Annotated in this window: 12 protein-coding genes; 10 read left to right on the forward strand and 2 right to left on the reverse strand. The window is 68.2% G+C overall.

Translation table 11 applies throughout. The features are described from left to right. Positions 1 to 14 precede the first annotated feature (14 nt). Complete coding sequence (locus JJJ15_RS08385; protein ID WP_129591589.1) at positions 15 to 1,520, reverse strand: ABC transporter substrate-binding protein; 1,506 nt, start codon at positions 1,518 to 1,520, stop codon at positions 15 to 17. Then, positions 1,517 to 4,444: a hypothetical protein gene (locus JJJ15_RS08390; protein WP_200510435.1), complete on the reverse strand. Its 2,928-nt coding sequence runs from the start codon at positions 4,442 to 4,444 to the stop codon at positions 1,517 to 1,519. Before JJJ15_RS08390 ends, JJJ15_RS08385 begins: the two co-directional genes overlap by 4 nt. Positions 4,445 to 4,849: 405 nt before the next feature. On the opposite strand from JJJ15_RS08390, the gene JJJ15_RS08400 reads away from it, so the two are divergent. The 10 genes from JJJ15_RS08400 (at position 4,850) to JJJ15_RS13175 (ending at position 19,486) form a co-directional block, all read left to right on the forward strand. Then, positions 4,850 to 9,277, forward strand: a complete 4,428-nt coding sequence (locus JJJ15_RS08400; protein ID WP_246741978.1) for a polymorphic toxin-type HINT domain-containing protein — start codon at positions 4,850 to 4,852, stop codon at positions 9,275 to 9,277. A gap of 285 nt (positions 9,278 to 9,562) precedes the next feature. After that, the gene (locus JJJ15_RS13165; protein ID WP_281433042.1) at positions 9,563 to 10,123 is read left to right on the forward strand and encodes a pentapeptide repeat-containing protein; all 561 of its coding nucleotides are present in this window, start codon (positions 9,563 to 9,565) and stop codon (positions 10,121 to 10,123) included. Positions 10,124 to 10,160: 37 nt separating this feature from the next. Further along, on the forward strand, positions 10,161 to 10,799 hold the full coding sequence (locus JJJ15_RS08410; RefSeq protein WP_200510439.1) for a hypothetical protein: 639 nt from the start codon (positions 10,161 to 10,163) through the stop codon (positions 10,797 to 10,799). 123 nt (positions 10,800 to 10,922) lie between these two features. Beyond that, on the forward strand, positions 10,923 to 11,564 hold the full coding sequence (locus JJJ15_RS08415; protein WP_200510440.1) for a hypothetical protein: 642 nt from the start codon (positions 10,923 to 10,925) through the stop codon (positions 11,562 to 11,564). Positions 11,565 to 12,531: 967 nt separating this feature from the next. Continuing rightward, positions 12,532 to 13,329, forward strand: coding sequence for a pentapeptide repeat-containing protein (locus JJJ15_RS08420; protein WP_165271641.1), 798 nt, complete (start codon positions 12,532 to 12,534; stop codon positions 13,327 to 13,329). 128 nt (positions 13,330 to 13,457) lie between these two features. After that, entirely contained in the window at positions 13,458 to 14,318 is an 861-nt protein-coding gene (locus JJJ15_RS08425; RefSeq protein WP_200510441.1) for a hypothetical protein, read from the forward strand. Then, positions 14,312 to 14,605 (forward strand): hypothetical protein, encoded by a 294-nt coding sequence (locus JJJ15_RS08430; RefSeq protein ID WP_200510442.1) that lies wholly within the window; start codon positions 14,312 to 14,314, stop codon positions 14,603 to 14,605. Before JJJ15_RS08425 ends, JJJ15_RS08430 begins: the two co-directional genes overlap by 7 nt. 275 nt (positions 14,606 to 14,880) lie before the next feature. Next, on the forward strand, positions 14,881 to 15,510 hold the full coding sequence (locus JJJ15_RS08435) for a DUF4291 domain-containing protein (RefSeq protein WP_200510443.1): 630 nt from the start codon (positions 14,881 to 14,883) through the stop codon (positions 15,508 to 15,510). Between the two features lie 701 nt (positions 15,511 to 16,211). Next, entirely contained in the window at positions 16,212 to 16,880 is a 669-nt protein-coding gene (locus JJJ15_RS13170) for an excalibur calcium-binding domain-containing protein (protein WP_246741980.1), read from the forward strand. A gap of 278 nt (positions 16,881 to 17,158) precedes the next feature. Next, positions 17,159 to 19,486: a phospholipase D-like domain-containing protein gene (locus JJJ15_RS13175; RefSeq protein WP_246741981.1), complete on the forward strand. Its 2,328-nt coding sequence runs from the start codon at positions 17,159 to 17,161 to the stop codon at positions 19,484 to 19,486. Positions 19,487 to 19,647: the final 161 nt, after the last annotated feature.

The following is a 19,647-nucleotide window of genomic DNA, read 5'->3' on the forward strand; positions in this document are numbered from 1 at the left end:
TTTGGTCGCTTTCCCTACCCTTTAGGTGTGAACCAGTACAGGAGCGGGTGGGCCTTTGAGGTGGCGCGCAGGCCCGGGTCCTGGTTCGTGGAGACCAGGGTGACCACCGCGTCGGTGGACAGCGCCACGTAGCCGGTCAGGTCCAGGTCCCCTCCGGCCAGGCCGTCACCGTGGTCCAGGCGGAGGGTGGCCAGGGCCCTGCCCACGGCGGCCGGGTCCGTGCTCCCGGCCTGTGCGGCGGCCCGCACCAGGGCCACGACGGCGTCGTGACTGGCCACGTCCGCGCCTCCCGCCGCGGCGTCGCCGAAGGGCTGCCCGTCCAGGATGTCCACGGCGGCCGGGTCCTCGCTCATAATGCGCACGGCGGCGAGGTAGGCGGACAGGGCGGCGCCGTCCTCAGTGGGGGTCAGGGCGCTGGGGTCGTGGTCCGCGACGCCCACGGTGGTCAGCGGGGTCGACAGGCTCCCGCCCGCCTCGGCCAGGGCCGCGGGGAAGGCGGGGCTGAGTGCCTCGGGGGTCAGCACGATCGGGAGCGTGGTCCCGGTGCCCTGGAGGGCGTGGACCACGGTGGCCTGGGCGTGGGCGGGACCGGAGACGAGCACGGCGTCAACGGCCTGGCTGCTGGCCGCCGCGGTGACCGCTGCGACCAGCTCGGCGGTGTCCTGCCCGTCGGTGTAGGTCAGCACCTGCGCCGGTGCCACCTCGGTGGGGTTGGCGCCACCGGCGTCAATGAGCAGGGGCGCGGCGGAGCCGACGTCCTTGAGGGCCTTGGCCAGGGCGATCGCCGTCCGGTTGCGGGTCAGGCCGGTCAGCCAGGCCCCGCTGCCGCCGGCGACCAGCTCGTTGGAGGTCTCGTAGGGCATGAGCACGGGGACCGAGTGGCTGGCCGCGGCGCTCAGGGCGGCCTGGACGTGGCTGCCGCCGGTGGCCAGGACAATGCCGGAGACGGACTGCGCCGCGAGCTGCTCGACGGCGGCCTGCGCGCCCTCCGCGGTACCGTGGTCGTCGGCGGTCACCAGGGTCACGGTGGTCCCGCCGAGCCGGTAGCGGTAGGCGGCCACGGCGGCGCCCTGGGCCGGGCCCACCCAGGTGGAGCCCTCCGCCTCCGGGGCGCCGGGGCTGACCACGACCCCCAGGGTGATGGTCGCCGGGGCGCCGTCGGCGACCAGCTCCACCGGGGTGGGGGCGGCCGGCGTTCCCACCCCGGACGTGGCGCCCGGGACGGGGGAGGCGGAGGCGACGGCAGACCCCGGGGCGGCTGGCGTGGGGCTGCTCGCGGGGCCGGCGGAGCAGCCCGCGACCACTAGGAGGGCGGGGGTCAGGGCGCCTACCAGCACCGTCCTGACGCGGCGGGTGCCCGCCGGGCGGGCTGCGGGAAGCTCGTGGCTCGTGCCAGGAAGCTGGTGGCCCGTGCCGTGAAGCCCGAGCTGACGTACGCGGTCCCGGGCAACCCGGTGCTGACGACGGCCCGCGCCGGGAAGCCCGGGCAGTGCCCGGAGGACGGCGTCCTGGATACTCACTGGTGGTCTCCGATGCGGATGCTGTACAGGGTCGTGACCCGGCCGGTGGGGTCCTCAATGTGGAAGGGGCTCATCCGGGCCTGGGCGATCAGGCTGGCCTTGACCTGTGCCTGCGTCAGCAGGGCGGCCGCCAGGTCCTGCCCCCTGACGGCGGCGTGGGCGGAGCTGGCCTGCGCGGCGAGGGCCACCTGGTAGTTGGCGCTGCCCACCAGGGCGGAGGAGGAGGACATGAGCCCGATGAGGCCGGTCCCGTTGCCGTCCTTGCCGCCCAGGTCGGTCAGGACCGTGGTGAGGTCCGCGCTCAGCAGGGTGCGGGCCGCCTCAATGTCGGTGACCGAGGAGGTCATGGCGTCGGACATGGTGCTCAGGCTCGCCTGGGCCTGGTCGTGCACGTGGGCGGCGGCCTGTGCGGCGGCCGTCTGTACCTGGGCGTTCTGGCCGGTGACCACCTGGGCGCCGGTGTCCGTGATCGCCTTGGCCTGCCCGCCCAGGGCGCTCGTGGACCGCTCGAACATGCTGCCCAGGGTCGCCGTGTCCAGCTGGGCCTGGGCGGACACCAGGCGGACCTGGGTGCCCACGGTGGTGCGGGCGGCGTCGGCGCTGGCGGCGGCGGAGTCGAAGGCGGTGGTCACGGTGGTGGACAGGGTGTCCTGCTGGGTCTTGAGGGCGCTGACGGCGCTGGTCAGGGTGGTGCGGTCGGTCGTGAGCTGGCTGACGCTGGTGCTCAAGGTGCTCAGCGCCGTCGTCAGGCTCACGGCGTCGGGGTCGTCCGGGTCCCCCGACAGGGCCTTCTTGGCCTGGCTGACGGCGTTCGTCACGTCGGTCACGGCGGTGCGCAGGCTGGTGACGGCCGTGGCGGTGGCGGCGCCCTCGGTCTTGGTGTCCGACAGGGTCGAGGCGTCGGCCAGGGTCGTGGCCTGGCTGGTGAGGGTGTCGCTCAGGGTAGCGGTGGCGTCTGCCGGCAGGGGCAGGCTGGCCTGCGCCGAGCCGGGGCAGGGGGTGCTGGTGAGGTAGGCGCGCATGGTGTTGGCGTGCTCCAGGTTGGCCGCCTCGGTGGCGCCGGGGACCTGCGCGTGGCACAGCTGGTCCGCCAGGGCGGTCACCTGACCCGTAGCGGTGGTGTTGTGGGTGGTGGCGTTGGCGACGTCGGAGTGGACGGCGTCGAGCTTGGACACCAGGGTGTCGACCTGGGTCGAGAGCGTGGAGGCGGCGGTGGACAGGGTGTCCAGGTCGGTGGACAAGGTGGTGGAGGAGGTGGTCAGGTTCGCGGCGGCCTGGGAGACCGTGTCCACGGTGGTGGACAGGGTGGTGGCCGCGCTGCCCACGTTGCTGGCGACCTCGGGCTGGAGGCTGGCGGCGGCGTCGCTCCCCTTCTGGCGCAGGTCCTGGGCGACGGAGGCCAGGGCCGTCTGGGTGGAGAACAGGGCGCAGGTGGTGGAGGTCTGGCCCACACAGGTGGTGGCGTCCGGCTCGGCGGGGCCTATGGAGGCCAGGAGGCTGGACTGGATCTGTGTCTTGCAGTCGTCGGTGGCACCGGCGTAGGCCTGGAGCTGGGCGGAGACCTGGGCGAGGCTGCCGTACAGGCCCCGGGAGGCGACGGCGGGGGCCGGGGCGGCGGGTGTGGCGGTGGCGCCCGGCTGGGACGCGGTGTCCTCGCCGCCGGCGGTCGGGGTGGGGCCGGGCAGGGCGGCCTGGCACCCGGTGCCCTCCAGGGTGGGGGTCGGGACCTGCTGGGTGGTGTCGCCCATGAGCGCCGACACGGTGTTGACCACCTGGAGCAGCTGGGCGGTGGAGGTTGACTCCGTGGACGCCAGGGAGCTGCTCAGGGAGGAGCGGAGGGAGGACAGCGTGGAGCCCACGGACCTCATGGTGCTGGTCAGGGCGGCACTGGAGGAGGCCAGGTCCGCGGCGGTGGTGCTGGCCAGCGTGGTGGCGTTGGTGTCGAGGTTGGTACGGACCTTGGTGACAATGGCGTTGGCGTTCGCCAGCACCCCGTTGACCTGGCCCAGGACCTCGATGGTGGTGCTGGTCTGGGCCAGGGCGGAGCCGGGGTCGGTGCGGAAGGCGCTGTCCAGGAGGGACTGGACGGAGGGGTCGGTGACCAGGCCGGGGTAGACGGCCATGCTGATCTCCGGGACCGTCAGGTTAGTGGCGTCCATCACGAGCCGCAGGTGGGCGGTGGCGCCCAGGCGGGGCGGGGCCATGAGCATGGCCCACTGGACCTGGGCGGTGCCGTCGGGGCCCTGGCTCAGGACGCCGTTGGTGGTCTGGGCCGGGTCGTCGGCGGCGGTAATGACCTGCTGGGGTGCGGCGCCCAGCGAGGTCGAGGCCACCAGGGTCAGGGGGACGCCGACCAGGGCGGTCTGGGTGCGGGCGGTCCCGGCGACGTCGTAGGTCAGGGACTGGGGGCTCACGGTCAGGTTCTCGACGGTGACGTCAATGGTGACCCGGCCGGTGTAGCCGGCCAGGTCCGCCAGGTCGGTGCCCGAGGAGTCCTGGGTGCGGTAGGCGGTGCGCACGCGCACGGGCAGGTCGGCGGCCGCCTTGGAGGGGTCGTAGGAGTGCCTGTCGCCGGAGCTCCCGTCGCTGGCGACCGTGGTGCTGGTGATGGAGGTGACCGTGCCGTCCTGGCCCACCTGGACCTGGACGGTCTGGAGGGTGCGGAGCTCCTCGGCGTGGGTGGGGGCGGAGACCAGGGAGGAGACCACGGCCAGGACGCCGACCAGGACCGTTGCGACGACGCCGGGGTGCCGACGGGGCCAGCGGGCCGCGGTGCGCAGGGTCCCCGGGAGCCGGGAGGGGGTCAGGGCGCCCGGCAGGAAGAGGAGCGGGCGCAGCCCGGACGCCGCGCGGGCACGCAGCCGGGAGGGTGCCAGGCGCAGCCGGTGCCGGTTGCACCACCGGGGCCGGTGGACGTGGATCACGGGATCTCCTTCAGACGCTGGGTGACGTCGGTGGTCTGGTCATCCTAGGCACACACCACCCCGATAGGTGTGAGTCATTACATAACCGAGTTGGTCCCGTGGGGCTGCGGCGCCGGGACCGCCGACGGCGTCTCCCGGCTGACAGGGCTTCTGACCTGCGGAGACGGTGTGCGCCCAGCGGCATGCCCTGCGTGTTTGCGTATCGGGTCACAACCAGGTCACGGCGCGTCGGGGGCGGCTCACCTACTACACCTACCTGCCCGGCAGGGTGACCGTGGTCGCCGACGAGGACGGCACCCGTGCCAATACCTGGGTCCACGACGACCGGGGCCGCCTGGTCCGCGTGACGGACAGCGACGGCAGGTCACAGAGGTCGGGCTGGGACCGGTGGGGCACAACCAGGTCATGGTGGTGGAACGCGACGGCGGCCGCACTGCGCGTCTCTTTGACGACCGGGGTCGTCTCACCCTGGAGCAGGGCCCCACCGGCGCGCGTGCTGAGTCCGTGTGGGACGAGCGGGACAGGCTCACCCAGGTCCGGCTCACGCCCGCCGCCCGGTCGGGCAGGACGGGAGGGCCCCGGGACGCCCAGGGCCGGGACGCCGTGAGCGTCACCCGCTACGAGTACGAGGGCGAGGACCGCAACCCGAGCGTCATCACCGACCCCGAGGGCGGGGTCACCCGCCTGTGGTGGGACGGCTCCCTCCTGACCCGGCTGGAGGATCCCACCGGGGTCACCGTGAGCCTGGCCTATGACGCCCACGGTGACCTGACGAGCGTGACCGACGCCGCCGGAGGGGTGCACCGCCTGGTCCGGGACGAGGCCGGGCGCATTGTCTCCGCCGTCACGCCCCTGGGGCACACCACCTCCTTCCGTTACGACGACTCCGGCCTGTGCGTGTCCCGCACCGACCCCGAGGGCGGGGTGTGGCGCATGGAGTACACGGCGGCGGGGCGCCTGGCCGCCCGCGTGGACCCCCTGGGCGGGCGTACCGAGGTCACCTACGACTCCGCGGGCCAGGAGGCCTGCACCGTTGACGAGCTGGGGCGTGAGCTGCGTCAGACCTGGGACGACCTGGGGAACCTGGCCAGTGTCACCCTCCCGGACGGCTCCCACTGGGACCTGGGGCACGACGCGCTCTCACGCCTGACCAGCGTGCGTGACGCGAGCGGGGGCCGGTGGAGCATCCGGTACGACTCCCAGGGGCGGATCCGCTCCACCACGGACGCCGTGGGCACCACTCGTCACGTCACCCGGGAGGAGGGCGGTGCTCCGAGCCTCCTGAGCGACCCGCTCGGGGCCTGGGAGTCCACCTACGACGGCCTAGGGCGGCCGGTCGGGCTGCGCACCCCCGCCGGCACGGGTGAGGACGTCACCTACGACCGGTGCGGCCGGGTCCTGACCGCCACTGACGTGACCGGGGCCACGACGTCGTACGCCTATGACGCCGCCGGGCGCCTCACCCGCGTGAGGCTGCCGGGTGGGGACTCCTACGGCTACGAGTACGATGAGCTGGGACGCTGGTGCACCACGGTCTCCACGGCGGGGGCCCGCTACGAGGTCTCCTACGACGCCGACTCCCGTCTCACCGGTGAGCGCTGGCCCACCGGTGAGCGCGTCACCACGGAGTTCGACGCCTGCGGCCGGCCCGTCTGCCGGCGGGAGCCCGGTGCGGGGACGCGCCACCTCACCTACGACAGGGCGGGGCGGGTGGTGCGCACCCAGGACACCCAGTTCGGGACGCGCCGCTTCCGCTACGACGCCGCGGGCCAGCTCGTCGGGGTCGTCAACGCCCTGGGGGGCCTGACCACCCTGGAGTACGACGGCAACGGGCGCGTGGTGGCCCAGGTGGATCCGGCGGGCGGGGTGACCCGCTACGAGCACGACGGCATGGGGCGGGTCGTCTCGGTCACGGACCCGCTGGGGCGCCTCACCCGCCGCCTGGAGCCCACCGGTGAGGCGGTCCTGTGGGAGCGCGACCCGGCCGGGCGCGTGGTCTCCGAGGTCCTGGCCACCGCAGGCGGCTCGCGGAGGACCCGCCGGAGCGTGCTCTACGACGTGGCCGGGCGCCAGGTGAGCGTGAGCTCCGGGCCCGCCCCCGGTGCTAGCGAGGACGGCCCCGCGGCCGGTAGCACGCGGCAGGTGTGGGACGCCCGCGGCTTCCTGACTGAGTCCTGGGTGGGGACCGAGCGCACCACCTGGACCTATGACGAGGCGGGGCGCCGCACCTCCATGACACGCCCCGACGGCGTGGGCACCACCTACGAGTACGACGCCGAGTGGCGGCTCGCCGCCCTGGTCACCGACGCCGGCGCAGGGGCGGGCGCGGGCCGTGTCAGCGTGGAGCGGGACCTCATCGGCCGACCGGTGAGCGCGCACGCCCCCGGCCTGTACGTCTCCTGGACCTGGGAGGACTGCTACCTGGCCCGGGAGGAGACCCGGCGCGAGGGCGCCAGGAGCGTCACCGTCTTCGAGCGCGACGACCAGGGGCGGGTGCTCGCCCGGACCACGAACGGGGTGACCACGCGCTTCGGCTACGACGCCGCCGGCCAGCTCACGCACCTGGTGGGACCTGACGGGGTAGGTACCACCTACACGTGGGATGCCGCCGGACGCCTGCTGAGGGAGACCAGCACCGGGGCGGACGGGCTCGGCTCCTCCACGGTGGAGTACACCTACGACGCCGCTGACCAGCTGGTGACCAGGACGGACGCCCTGGGCACCACTCGCTACACCTACGACCTCCTGGGGCGTCGCACCCGGGAGGAGGGGCCCGCCGGTGAGCGCCGCTACTCGTGGAACACCGACGGCGAGCTGACCCGCGTGGTGCGCGTGCACCGTGAGGGGGACCGACGGCGGGCCGAGCGGGCCTGGGACATTGAGCGCGACGCCTCCGGCACCGTGACGAGCGTGGGTGAGGTGCCCCTGACCTGGGACGCCGCCAGCGGGGCCACCGCGCCGGTCACGGTGGGCGCCCTGAGCCTGGACACCACCTCCGGGGTGAGCATGACCAGCGGGCCAGCCGGTGCCGGGGCGCGGGCGTGGCCCACCTGGTCGGCGTGGGACGTGCCCACGGAGGGGGCTGGCACAGGGAGGACTGGCGCAGGGCCCGGCGCGGAGGGGGATGGCGCCGGGCCCGGGCCGTCAGGGGGCGGGGGCCGGGCTGCTCAGATTGGTGACCCCTGGGCCCAGGTCGGGGCCGCCTCCCTGGGGGAGGACCTGGTCCTGGAGACCAGCGGCGCCCTGGGCCTGGACGGCCTGAGCCTCATGGGCGCGCGCGTCTACGACACGGCGACCCGCTCCTTCCTCACCACGGACCCCCTCCTGGCCCCTCCCGGGGCGGCCTGGGGGCCGAACCCCTACTCCTTCGCTGGTAACGACCCGGTCAACCTCGCCGACCCCACGGGGATGGCACCGGTGTCCGACGAGCAGCTGCGGGCCTACAACCAGGCGCACTCGGGGATGCTGGCCAGCGCCTGGGACGCGGCGACGTCCTGGGTGGCGGACAACTGGCAGTACGTTGCCGCCGCCGCGGTGGTGGTCGCGGGCGTGGCGATGGTGGCCACCGGGGTGGGCACCGGGGTCGGGGCCAGCATCCTGGTGGGCGCCGCCAGCTCGGGGGTGTTCTCAGCAGGCTCCCAGTACATCACCACGGGCCACATTGACTGGCGCCAGGTGGCCCTGGACACCGCCATCGGCGGTGCCAGCGGGGCCGCGGGCGGGGGAGCGGCGGCGGGACTGACCCGGGCGACGGCACGCACCTCCATGTCCTGCATGGGACGCAACATCCTGGTGGGTGCCGCTGAGGAGGCTGCCGACAACGGCGTGTCCAACGCGTTGAACTACCTGACGGGACCGGGGCCGCACACGTTGGGTGGCCTGGCCTCGAGCACCGGTGAGGGCCTGCTGGAGGGAACCATCTCCGGCGGTGCCGGCGGGGCCCTGGCCAAGGTGACGGGCACCAGCGACATTGGCTGCTTTGTCGCCAGCACGCCCGTGGTGATGGCGGACGGCAGCCGCAAGCCCATTGAGCAGGTGACCGTTGGTGAGGAGGTGCTGGCCCACAACCCGGCGACCGGCTCCGAGGAGCCCCGCGTGGTGGTGGAGGCCCTGGTCCACGAGGAGGTGGGGACCTGGCGGGTCTCCACCAGCGACGGCGGCAGCGTCACCACCACCGCCACCCACCCCTTCCTGGTGGAGGACGGGGGCTGGGTGGCGGCCCGGGACCTGCGCCCGGGGGACCGGCTCCACCAGGCCACTTCGGGTGCAGGCGGTACCCCTGAGGGGCGTGGCGCCCTGGGAGCGGCTGCTCAGGGCGTGGCCGCCCCGGACGGCGCCCCGGTAACCGTGGTCTCGGTGATCCCCACCGGGCAGGAGGCCACCGTCCACAACCTGCACGTCGCCGGGCTCCACAGCTACTATGTGGTCACCACCAGCGGCATTCCCGTCGCCGTCCACAATAAGTGCACGGATCCAAGGAAGGAGATTGAGGAAATCGCTCAGGAGGAGGCCAAGAAGGGGCGCGAGGCGCTGCTATCGACGCTCACGGTAGACCAGCAGAAAGCTGCTGAAAAGAAGTCATGGCTTGAGGACGTCTTTACCGGTCATGCTGTACATAACCAAACTAACGCGGTTCTCCAGGATCGTTATCCTAAGGAGTTTAAGTACAACCCCAGTAATGGCGTTGACTTTACGCACACAGATCCGGACACCAAGGTTGTGACCAGGATCGAGTTGACTACCTCGGGGCAGGTAGAAAAGCATATCGCGCGAGGTGGAGAATGCGAGACAGCGCAGTACGCGACGTATGAACTACCTCGACCTGGCACGTAGCGATAGTGGCGGATAGTAGTTCGCGAGAATATGTCTTTAGGAGGTCTTGGTATGAGGGGTGTGAGGCGGAGGAGCGCTGAGGAGATGGCGCTTCTTGGGGGGCTCGTTGTAGAGGAGAATCATTTTGGTCCGAATCGGAAGCCTCATGGGTCTGCTGGTGGATTGAGGGTGTGCGGCGCCGACTGGTCTCGGCTGGATCTGGACAACTTCAGTGTGTGGGACTGCGTGTTCGAAGGGTGTGACTTCAGTGACTCCCAGGTCAAGGTGTTCCACATGGGTGGAGGGATGGTGTTCTCTGAGTACCGGGGTTGTGACTTCGGTGGGCTGCGGGGTGCGAATCTGGCCTCGGGGAGAGGGCGTTTCGTGGGGTGCTCGTTCCGTGGGGCGCGCCTCAGGGGTTTCAACGCGCGTAGTATGAGCATGGTCGACTGTGACTTTACCGAGGCGGTGGTCAGGAGCTGCGTGTTCTGGGGTGCGCCGCTGGTCATGGACCTGGAGAGGGACCCGAGTCTGCCTGTCGCCAATGAGTTCAGGGGTAATGACTTCTCCGGTGCCGACCTGGTGTCATGCTCGTTCCGTCGTGGTGTGGACCTGGACGCGCAGAAGCTCCCCGAGGCCGACTACTACGCCCGCGTCCGTCACGCGCCGGCCGCTCTTGAGCGCGGCCGGGAGCTGGTGGCATCCTGGGACGGACTCGGCGACCAGGAATCTGGGCAGAATGTTTTAAATGCAATTGCGCGAGATATTGAAGTAGATCAGCTAGACCAGTTTATTGACGTTCGTAGGTGCAAGTTCACTGACCCTGACCGCTGGCAGCAGCTCAAGCAGGTCCTCGAGCAGGCCTAGACAGCCCTCGTACCTTAGCCCCCTGGAGGATTACGGCATGGAAGACAAGACAGATCTCCTGATTCAGATTGCTCCACCGCCACCGTGTCCTCATGTTAGTGAGTCAGAATCCGAGGACGTCGTCGCCTGGCCGCAAGATCTTATTCATCTCTACAGTGTCTACGGGCAGGGTTCCTTCGATATCTTCCTGTCTGTCTTGGCCAGGGTTGACGACAACCCGTATGTCAGTTCTTCCGCGGTTACGCCCGCATTTCTTGACGAGCTTAGGGAGGCGGTCTCATTTGAGGAGTCGATGATTCCTTTGCTCCAAGCAATTAAGGACGCTGAGGCGTGGGCAGTGTGGGGTTCCACTGACAATGGAGACCGGTGCTTGTGGCTGTCTCCTTCAGGAGATCTTCCAGAGCGTGTGGTTGTCGTTGATCTCAGGGGCCTGGAATGGCTTTCCTATGAGATGAGTGTCACCAGCTTCCTGTACGGTATTCTCGCTCGTAGCGTCGATTGCCCTATTCTTGTGTACAGCGAGAGTTTCCCTACTCGCTACTCTGACATGCAGGGTGTCAGCAGGATCCTGGGACGCACCGTGTCCACTACCGAGCACTTCTTTCTCACGCCCGAGGACGAGGTAAAGGTTTTTGACAGCTGGGATGATATTGGCCCCGAGCGGAGGAGGGTCTAATCGTGACCGGACGTTACTATAACTGCTCGCACAAACTTATTGACCTTGATTGCTGGCAGTTCAAGCAGGTCCTCGAACAGGCGTAGACAGCCCCTGCGCTTTAGCCTCCTGAAGGATTACGGCATGGAAGACAAGACAGACCTCCTGATTCAGATCGCACCACCGCCACCGCTCCCTCATATAAGCGCCGTTCCTCCTGGTATCAAGGTCGTCACCTGGCCGCAGGATCTTATTCATCTCTATAGTGTCTACGGGCAGGGCTCCTTCGATATCTTCCTGTTCATTTTCGCAAGGACTGACGATAACCCTTACGCTAGTTCTACGGCGGAGACGCCCTCGTTCCTAGAGGTGCTGGAGGAGATCGCCTCCCATGATGATTCGGTCACTCCACTTCTTAAGACCATTCGTTCTGTAGAAGCGTGGGCGGTGTGGGGAGGTACCGATGATGGTGATCGGTGTCTGTGGTTGGCTCCCACGGGGGACCTTCCGGAGCGTGTTGTCTGCGTTGACAGTAAGTGCTTTGAATGGTCCTTCCACGAGATGAGTGTCACCAGCTTCCTGTACAGTCTGCTCACTCGTACTGTCGATTGCCCTGTCCTCGTGTCCGGGGAGGGCTTCCCTACTTGTTATGCTGATATGCAGGGCGTCAGCAGGATCCTGGGGCGCACCGTGTCCACTACCGAGCACTTCTTCCTCACGCCCGAGGACTCCGTCAAGATCTCTGAAAACTGGAATGATATTGGCCCCGAATGGAGGAGAGCCTAATCATGGAGGTCGGAAGCGGTCTGCCGTACCTCACGATCCGTCAGGCCCACTGTCTTTGGGAAGGCAGCATCCCTGACGGCGCCGGTACGGCCGACCTGGGTGCCAGACCACTACCTTTAGGGAGGCGGCACCTCGAGAAGCCGGTGTGCCTGAGGTAAGGAAGGGGCGTCCCGGATGGGTGGCACTCTGGTAGCCCTAGCCTGAGCGGTAACCGCAGGTCAGAGGACGGATCTGTCTGTCGCCTGTGCGTCGTCGGGCTTGCGGTGGGAGGGCGGTGGAGGGGGACAGCCAGACCACAACCTCTGTACGCCGTCGGGCACCACGGTTATTATGTGACCACTACCGCCGACGTCCTCCAGACGCTTGCATCTGTACTCGATTCAAAGACTATGAAACATATTTTATGCTACTTTAATGATTGCTAGACTGGGCAACGATCGGGGAAAGAGTTCGCTCGAGAGGTTCCTAGGCGACGATGGTGGGCTCGTTAAGAAGCTCTTTAAGAGTTTTAACGGTGTTCCATGAGATATTAATGGGGGCGAGGTCATGGCGTACTCTACAGGAGAGCTACTCGGGTCGATCAAGGCGCGAGGACCTGCGAGCCGGGCTCACATTATGTCGACGGCGGTCACCCAGTACCTAGAGCCGCTTAGACGGGCGATGTGAGTGGCTCTTTCATCTGCTGGTTCAGCATTTGTGGCAGGACTACTCAGCCCGCAGGTGCGGGAAAGGCTGGCGGAACGTGTCAGCCAACTTCCTCTTGAACGCCTACCACACTTCACGTGCGCGACGGCCTTCACCATGCTCACCCGCTTAGGGGCGTACCTGGGTTCGTGGGAGACCCGAGAAGCGTAGGAGGTGCCACGGACGACTCAGTAAGGTGGCTCCTGGACGTGCGGCACGCCCAAACAGAATGTATAATAATGATGTCAGGTTCGGAAGAAGGACGACACAGGGAGGATTGGTCATGGAAGGGACCGGGCTGAAGAGCGTCAAGGAGATGGCGGCGATCAGGGGCCTGAGGGTGAGGGAGAACAACTTCCCGGACATGGATCGAGAGATCCTTGGCTCCGCTGGCAGGGTAAAGGCGGTTGGCGCTGACTGGTCCCGGCTGGATCTGGACAAGTTCAGCGTGTGGAAAAGCGTCTTCGAGGGCTGTGACTTCAGTGGCTCTCGGATCGGCCTGTTCGGCATAGGCGGAGGCGCGTCCTTCTCCGAGTACCGAGGCTGTAACTTTAACGGCCTGAGGGGCGCGATGATGGCATCGGGAAGGGCCCACTTCGTGGGCTGCTCATTTCGGGGTGCGCACATTAAGGGAATTAACTCGAGCACAATGAGCCTGGTGGACTGCGATTTCTCCGGGGCAGTGCTCAAGGACTGCGTGTTCTGGGGGTCCCCACTGAGGAGCGACCTCAAGAACGGCTCGACCCTGCCTGCCGTCAACGAGTTCAGGGGCAACGACTTCTCCACTGCCGACCTGGTCTCCTGCTCCTTCCGTTACGGCGTCGATCTGGACGCGCAGAGGCTGCCGGAGGCCGACTACTACGCCCGTGTGCGTCATGCGCCTACTGCCCTTGAGCATGGTCGGGAAGTGGTGAAGTCATGGGCCGGGCTCGTCGAGTGCAGGGTCGGTGAGCGTATCCTGGACGCAATTGAGAGAGAGATACAGACATATCAGTTCGACCAGTTCTTCGACAGTCGTCCGTACGAGTTCACAGACATTAGCCTCTGGCAGCACCTTAAGAAGGTCCTCGAGCAGGCGTAAGCGCCCTCGTCTTCGATTTATTGACGACGGTGAGGACGTCATTGGGGCTCGCTGGGTGGAGTTGACTCCGGGTATGTTTCTAGGAGGTCTTGCTCGTGGTGGCGCGTGTTCGTCGTGACTGGTCTGCTGTGAGGTCTGACGTGATTGAGTGCGTGGTGGCTGCTGAGGGGCTGTCGCCCCGGGGTGTGGCCAGCGTGCTGGAGCTCGTGGGGCCGGGGGAGCTCGAGCTGGCGGTGGACCAGTTCCTGCGGTGCACGGGGTGGAGGCCGGACGAGCCCCTGCTGGGCAGGCTGCTGGGCCTGGCCCGGGAGCTGGGCGTCGACACCGAGAAATACCTCAGGCGCTGGGACGAGAGGGAGGCCTCGGGGGAGCCGCGTGGGGAGGGGTGGTGGGATCCGCTGGCCTGCCGCAACACCGAGCTCCCCCTGGACTGGTCGCAGGAGGAGGTCGACGCCTACGTGTCCGGGATGCTGGAGGACCCGCGGGCCTCCCGCTACCTGCTCACCGGCGCCCCCGGCAGGCCCTGTGCCAGGAACGGCACGCCCGTGCTGTGCTGGGTCAGCGCCTACCCGCCCGGGGTGTGCGTCGTGGCGGAGCTGGCCACGGGCCGGGTCGACAGCCGCAACCAGGTGGTCGTCGACACCTCCCCGACCGGCACGCGACTACGCAACCAGCTCCTCAGGGCCGTCGACAACCCCGACCTGCCCGTATTCGACTTCGCCGGGGTCCTGGACCTCATCTCAATGGGCGAGTGGGCCCTCGCCCTGAGAGTGCTCTGCACCCAGGTGTGCGAGACGGGCACGCACCTCACCCCCACCAACCTCACCAACATCCAACAGGCAGGGCACACGCTCAACATCGACACCACCACCCTCCTACAAAAGAACCCGCCAGACGTCATGAGTAAATGTAGTGCTATAGTTACGGGATTGAGGCGGAGAGTGAAGATGCTGTGTCGCAGCGGGAGGTCAGGGGGGTCAGAATGCTGACTGTTGACGAGATCCTGTCAAGGCTTGTAGAACTCCTGTCGCAAGAGGGCGAGACATACTATGCGCGCGTGCTGGAGATCCGTAGGCTCCAGTTCGTCAAGGCCCCTGGCGAGGCCGAGCGCAGGGACGTGGCGATTGACATACTGAGGATGTACGGAGGCATGGGGAGCTTCAATGACCTCGTCCTGCAGGACGGTGTGCGGACGCCGTCAGGCAGCAACCGCAGGCTGAACTCCCTGAGGAATGCCCTGTACGAGGCTGCCAGCAGGCTCGCAACGACACGGTAGCGGATTCAGGTGCGTGTTATTTGCGCGCTCCGGTCTGGGGGCTGCGCGCCGCTGGTGTCAACGGCGTCAAGGCCGCCGTCTACCAGCCGCCTTCCGGGAGACCTTGACGGTTGTCGCGGGTCAGACCCGACTCGGCGTCGTGCCCGTGCTCTGTGAGAACTGGACGGTATTGGCACCGACCGCGCCCTGAGCTGGGAGCTGCGTGCCCTATCCTGTGCCGTACGGTATCCTTCAGGGATCGGAGTAGCCGTACCCTTAGGAGGTCCAGGACAGTTATGCTACCCCCTGTCCCCGACGATATTCCTGCGCGCCAGGTGCGCGCGCTCTACGACGATGACACGATCACGGTCTACCAGGCGTACTCGTCCAGTATCGCTGAACCGGCCCTGCGTGCGGGTCGATTCGTGCCACCTTTTAGCCGTACCAGAATGACGTGGATCAAGCCGTCGTTCCTGTGGATGATGTACCGCAGCGGTTGGGCCACCAAACCCGGGCAGGAGCAGGTGCTCGCTATCCGCCTGCTGCGCTCAGGATTTGACGAGGCCCTGGCCAGTGCGTGCCTGAGCAGTTTCGACCCCGCCGTGTACCCCACCTACGAGGCCTGGCGCTCGGCCAAGACCACCAGCTCGGTCCGGGTCCAGTGGGATCCTGAGCGTAATGTCCGCTCCGCCCCCCTGCGGCACCGGTCGATCCAGGTGGGGATCGGCCCGCGCATGGTCCCGAGCTACGTTGATGACTGGATTGTCGATATTACTGACGTGACAGACCTGGTCAGCGAGCTGCGTAACTCTGAGCGCATCGACCTCAGCCGCCTGCCCCGCGAGGTCCCCTACCCTCTGGCCGCTGCGACTGCCGTCCGGCTCGGCGCCTCCGAGGCACCCACCTCTGGGCCCGGGAACGACTGACCAGCCCGAGCGCCACTGTGTCGCCGCCCAGGCACCCACCTCTGGGCCTGGGAGCGGCTGAGGCACACGACCAGCATGACCTGGACCACGCGCTACCCGCCTCTGGGCCCGGGAACGGCTGTCCCAATAGAGGCCCCGGTTCCTCCGCCGGGTCCGGGCCAGGCGACGCGGGCGAGCGGGTCGGTTTCCTCGTGCTGGCAGGCGAGCTGAGCGGGGCGGGGGCCAGCTGGACGCGGTGGCGGCTCGGGCCCGCGGACGTGCGGCCGGGTACAGGAGCTGGGCTGGAGGAGTTGGGCTGGGTGCCTGCTTCACCGGCCTCGGGCCCGCGGACGTGCGGCCAGGTAGGTGGGCACAGGTGCGGGGACCGGGGACCGATGAGATCCAGATAGACGGGCCTGCAGGCGCGGTGAGGTAATAGGAAGACCTTATCGGTCGAACATGTTCAATCGTGGGCTTTCAGACTTTGGTGGGTTCTGAGTGTCTTAGGAGTTGTTTTCTCGCACGGAGTGCGCGATGGCTTTGAGTGCTTGACGAGCCTTCGTGTTGCGGGCGAGTTCAATGGGTGTACAAAGTGACCTCATCGTTATTTTGTTCGAGTTTCATAACAATATGATGACAAATGCGGTGGTTTATTGCCGTCGCGGTGTACCAGGGTGTATCCCAGGGGTGTTGTTCCGCTCCCGTCACCTAAGGATCCCACCGTGTCCGCTCCCCAGTCCGTCTCACCGCGTCGCCGCAGTAGGCTGCTGTCCGCCAGTAGCTGGTTCGTCGCCCTTGTCCTCGTCCTGACGCCGGCACTTGCCGGGTGCGACCAGGCGTCGGCCAAGAAGACCGCGTCGTCGGAAGCCACCACCGCCCAGACCACGATCGAGGTGCCTGACGTCGTCGGCCTGAAGGGCGACGCCGCCGTCGACGCCCTTGAGAAGGCCGGTCTCACCGAGGACCCCACCTTCAAGGACGTTGACGGCAAGGAGTCCGTGTGGAAGAAGAGCAACTGGTCCGTGACAGCCCAGGACCCCGCGGCTGGTGAGCAGGTTGCGGCAGACCGGGAGATCACCCTGACGGTCACCCACGACTCCGCCCACGCGGAGGCGTCAGCCAAGGCCTCGGCATCTGCTGCGGCAGCTGCGGAGGCGGCGGAGAAGGCGGCGCAGGAGAAGGCGGCCCAGGAGGCGCAGCAGGCCGAGGAAGCAGCGCAGGAGCAGGCGCAGGAGCCGGAGGAGCCGGCACAGCCTGCGCAGAAGCCGCAGGCCTACTACAGGAACTGTGCCGAGGCAAAGGCCGCAGGTGCGGCCCCGTTGTACCAGGGCGACCCAGGTTACCGTTCTGCTCTGGACCGCGACCATGACGGGGTTGCCTGCGAGAAGTGAGTACGCCGCCCGCGGGCCCTGTGGGACATGGCCTCTGCGCGCATCGAGGGTTCTGGCCGCGATCGTGAGCGTGGTGTCCCGCAGGTGAACGCGCTTTCGGGTGCGTGAACGCTATGTAGAGCGGCGTTCATATACCCTTAAGCGCGTCCACCTACGGGACAGTGCGTTCATCCGCAGGCCAGTGCGTTCATCCACAGGACGGCGCGTCCACCCGTGGGGGCCGACGTCGGCCCAGCTCAGAGTCAGGGCGTCCTCCGGCGTCGTGGCAGGATGAGCCCATGGACTGGAACCAGCTGTCGACGGGAACGTGGGTGGTGCTGGAGTACGCGATCAAGATCGTGGCCCTGGGCGTCATCCCGGAGAACCGCCGCCCCTCCAGCTCCACCGCCTGGCTCGTCCTCATCTTCTTCCTGCCGCTCGTGGGCCTGCCGCTGTACCTCTTCCTGGGCAGCCCCTGGGTCCAGGGCAAGCGCTACCAGCAGCAGGTCGCCGCCACCAGGACCACACTGGCCTACACGCGCAACCTGCCCGACGCCCCCGAGGGCGCGACCCCCAGCCGCTCCCTGGGCTCGCTGCTGCGGATGAACCGGCGCCTGACCGGCCTGCCCTGCGTCACCGGGGAGGTCGTGGCCCTGCACTCGGACTCCCCGTCCACCTACGCCGCCATGGTGCGTGCGATCGACGCCGCTACCGGCCACGTCCACGTGGAGTTCTACATCCAGAGCTGGGACGAGGTCACCGACCCCTTCTACTCGGCCCTGGCGCGCGCGGTCCAGCGAGGCGTGACCGTCCGCCTTCTCCTGGACCACCTGGGAAGCCGCAAGTACCCCGGCTGGAACCAGCTCGGGCGTCGCCTGACCGCGGCGGGTATCCAGTGGTACCTCACAATGCCGCTGCTGCCCCTGCGTCGCCGCTGGCGGCGTCCGGACCTGCGCAACCACCGCAAGATCCTTGTGGTCGACGGTGAGCGCGCCTTTATCGGCAGCCACAATATTATTGACCCCACCTACCGGCTGCGCCGCAATATCCGTGCCGGGCGCACGTGGGAGGATCTGACCGTGGAGGTCACCGGCTCGGTCGTGGTGGAGGCGCAGGCAGTCTTCGCCATGGACTGGTACTTCGAGTCCGGGGAGACCCTGGACCTGCTCGACGCCGTTCCCGGCGCCGCCGAGGCCCTCATGAGGTCGCGGGGCAGGCGCGCTGACCCGGGGCTGGTGCGCACACTGGCACAGGTGACGGAGTCGGGACTGGCCGCTGAGCTGGGGGTGGGGTCCGGGCTCGTCAGGGGGGTGCCCAGGCACCGGCTCGGGGGCAGGCACGTGCTCAGGGGTGGTTATGCCCAGAGCGGGCGAGCGACCGTGGACGGGCACGTGACCGGGGGAGGGCCTCGTCCTCGAGGCCGGCACGCCCTCGGGAACAGCTACGCGATCGGGAACGGCTACGCGGCTGCTGGCGGGTACACCACCGCGGACGGCTACACGGTCGGAGGAAGGCACCGGCTCAAGGGCGGCAGGCACCGGGCCAAGGGGGAGCCCGACCGCGCGACCAGGCGTGACCAGAGGATCTCGGGGCAGGGGTCCCGAAGCGGATCCGCTGTTCCCACCCCGGTTGGTCCTGGCGGGGTCGGTCCTGCCTCGGTTGGTTCTGCCACGGCAGGTTTTGCCGGGGCTGGTCCGGTTGGTCCTGGTGGGGCTGGTCCTGCTGGGGCAGGTAGGCCGCCTGCTGGCCGCGCACCGACCCGTCTCGCGCCGGATGGCCGCGCACCGGCTGGTCCTCGCCTCGCTAACCGGGGCCCGGCCGACGGGCTGCCTGCTGGCCGCGGCAGCGCCACGCCACCCCGGCCCGGGTACCTCGCTCCCTTCCACGACATGGACGACTCCTCGCTGAGTCCTCTCGTCGTCGCCTCCGCCTCCGTCACCGCCCCGGCGCCCTTGGTTAACGGTGCGATACCGCAGGTGGACGACTCCATAATCCTCCCTGAGCTCACCGCGCAGATTCTCGATACCGCCCCCGTGGGGACTCCCGCGCCCCAGCCGGGACGTCCTGACGCCGTCGTCAACGCGATGCAGCTCGTCCCCTCCGGCCCCGGCTACCCCACGGAGCCGAACCTACGGCTGTTCCTCTCCCTTATCCAGAACGCCACCAGGCGGGTCTCTATTACCAGTCCCTACTTTATTCCTGATGAGGCGCTCCTGTCCGCCATGACCACGGCCGCCTACCGGGGGGTGGAGGTGGAGCTCTTTGTGGGACAGGAGTCCGACCAGTTTATTGTCAACCACGCCCAGCGCTCCTACTACTCGGCGCTGCTCGCGTCGGGGGTTCGTATCTACCGCTACCCGGCGCCCACGGTGCTGCACGCCAAGTACATGACCGTGGACGGGGAGGCCTGCGTTATCGGCAGCGCCAATATGGACTTCCGCAGCTTTGCGCTGAACTACGAGGTCATGCTGCTGGCGTTCGGCGGAGACCTGGACGACCTCCTGCGGGAGAACGACGCCCACTACCGGGAGATCTCCACCGAGCTCACCGCGGCGCAGTGGGCGCGCGAGCCGTGGTGGAACAAGTACATTGACAATGTGTGCCGGCTCATGTCGTCGGTGCTGTGAGGAGTGGCTCAGGCCGTGCCTCGGGGCCGGGTGGGGCAGTGCGGCAAAGGGCGGACCTGGTCCTCTCCGGCTCCGGTGGGGTGGACCTGCCCGTGGGTCCTGCGGTCCTGGTACGCCGGTGTCCTGGCTGCGTGGGCACGGTCTCCCGGGTGCCGCGGGCC

It is taken from the genome of Actinomyces sp. HMT897 (genome assembly GCF_016626125.1).
Taxonomy (GTDB): Bacteria; Actinomycetota; Actinomycetes; order Actinomycetales; family Actinomycetaceae; genus Actinomyces.

Bases quoted from the DNA above. Each gene is read 5' to 3' on its own strand.
- JJJ15_RS08400 (WP_246741978.1), top strand. From the start codon at position 4,850: ATGGTGGTGGAACGCGACGGCGGCCGCACTGCGCGTCTCTTTGACGAC.
- JJJ15_RS13165 (WP_281433042.1), top strand. From the start codon at position 9,563: ATGGTGTTCTCTGAGTACCGGGGTTGTGACTTCGGTGGGCTGCGGGGT.
- JJJ15_RS08410 (WP_200510439.1), top strand. From the start codon at position 10,161: ATGGAAGACAAGACAGATCTCCTGATTCAGATTGCTCCACCGCCACCG.
- JJJ15_RS08415 (WP_200510440.1), top strand. From the start codon at position 10,923: ATGGAAGACAAGACAGACCTCCTGATTCAGATCGCACCACCGCCACCG.
- JJJ15_RS08420 (WP_165271641.1), top strand. From the start codon at position 12,532: ATGGAAGGGACCGGGCTGAAGAGCGTCAAGGAGATGGCGGCGATCAGG.
- JJJ15_RS08430 (WP_200510442.1), top strand. From the start codon at position 14,312: ATGCTGACTGTTGACGAGATCCTGTCAAGGCTTGTAGAACTCCTGTCG.
- JJJ15_RS08435 (WP_200510443.1), top strand. From the start codon at position 14,881: ATGCTACCCCCTGTCCCCGACGATATTCCTGCGCGCCAGGTGCGCGCG.
- JJJ15_RS13175 (WP_246741981.1), top strand. From the start codon at position 17,159: ATGGACTGGAACCAGCTGTCGACGGGAACGTGGGTGGTGCTGGAGTAC.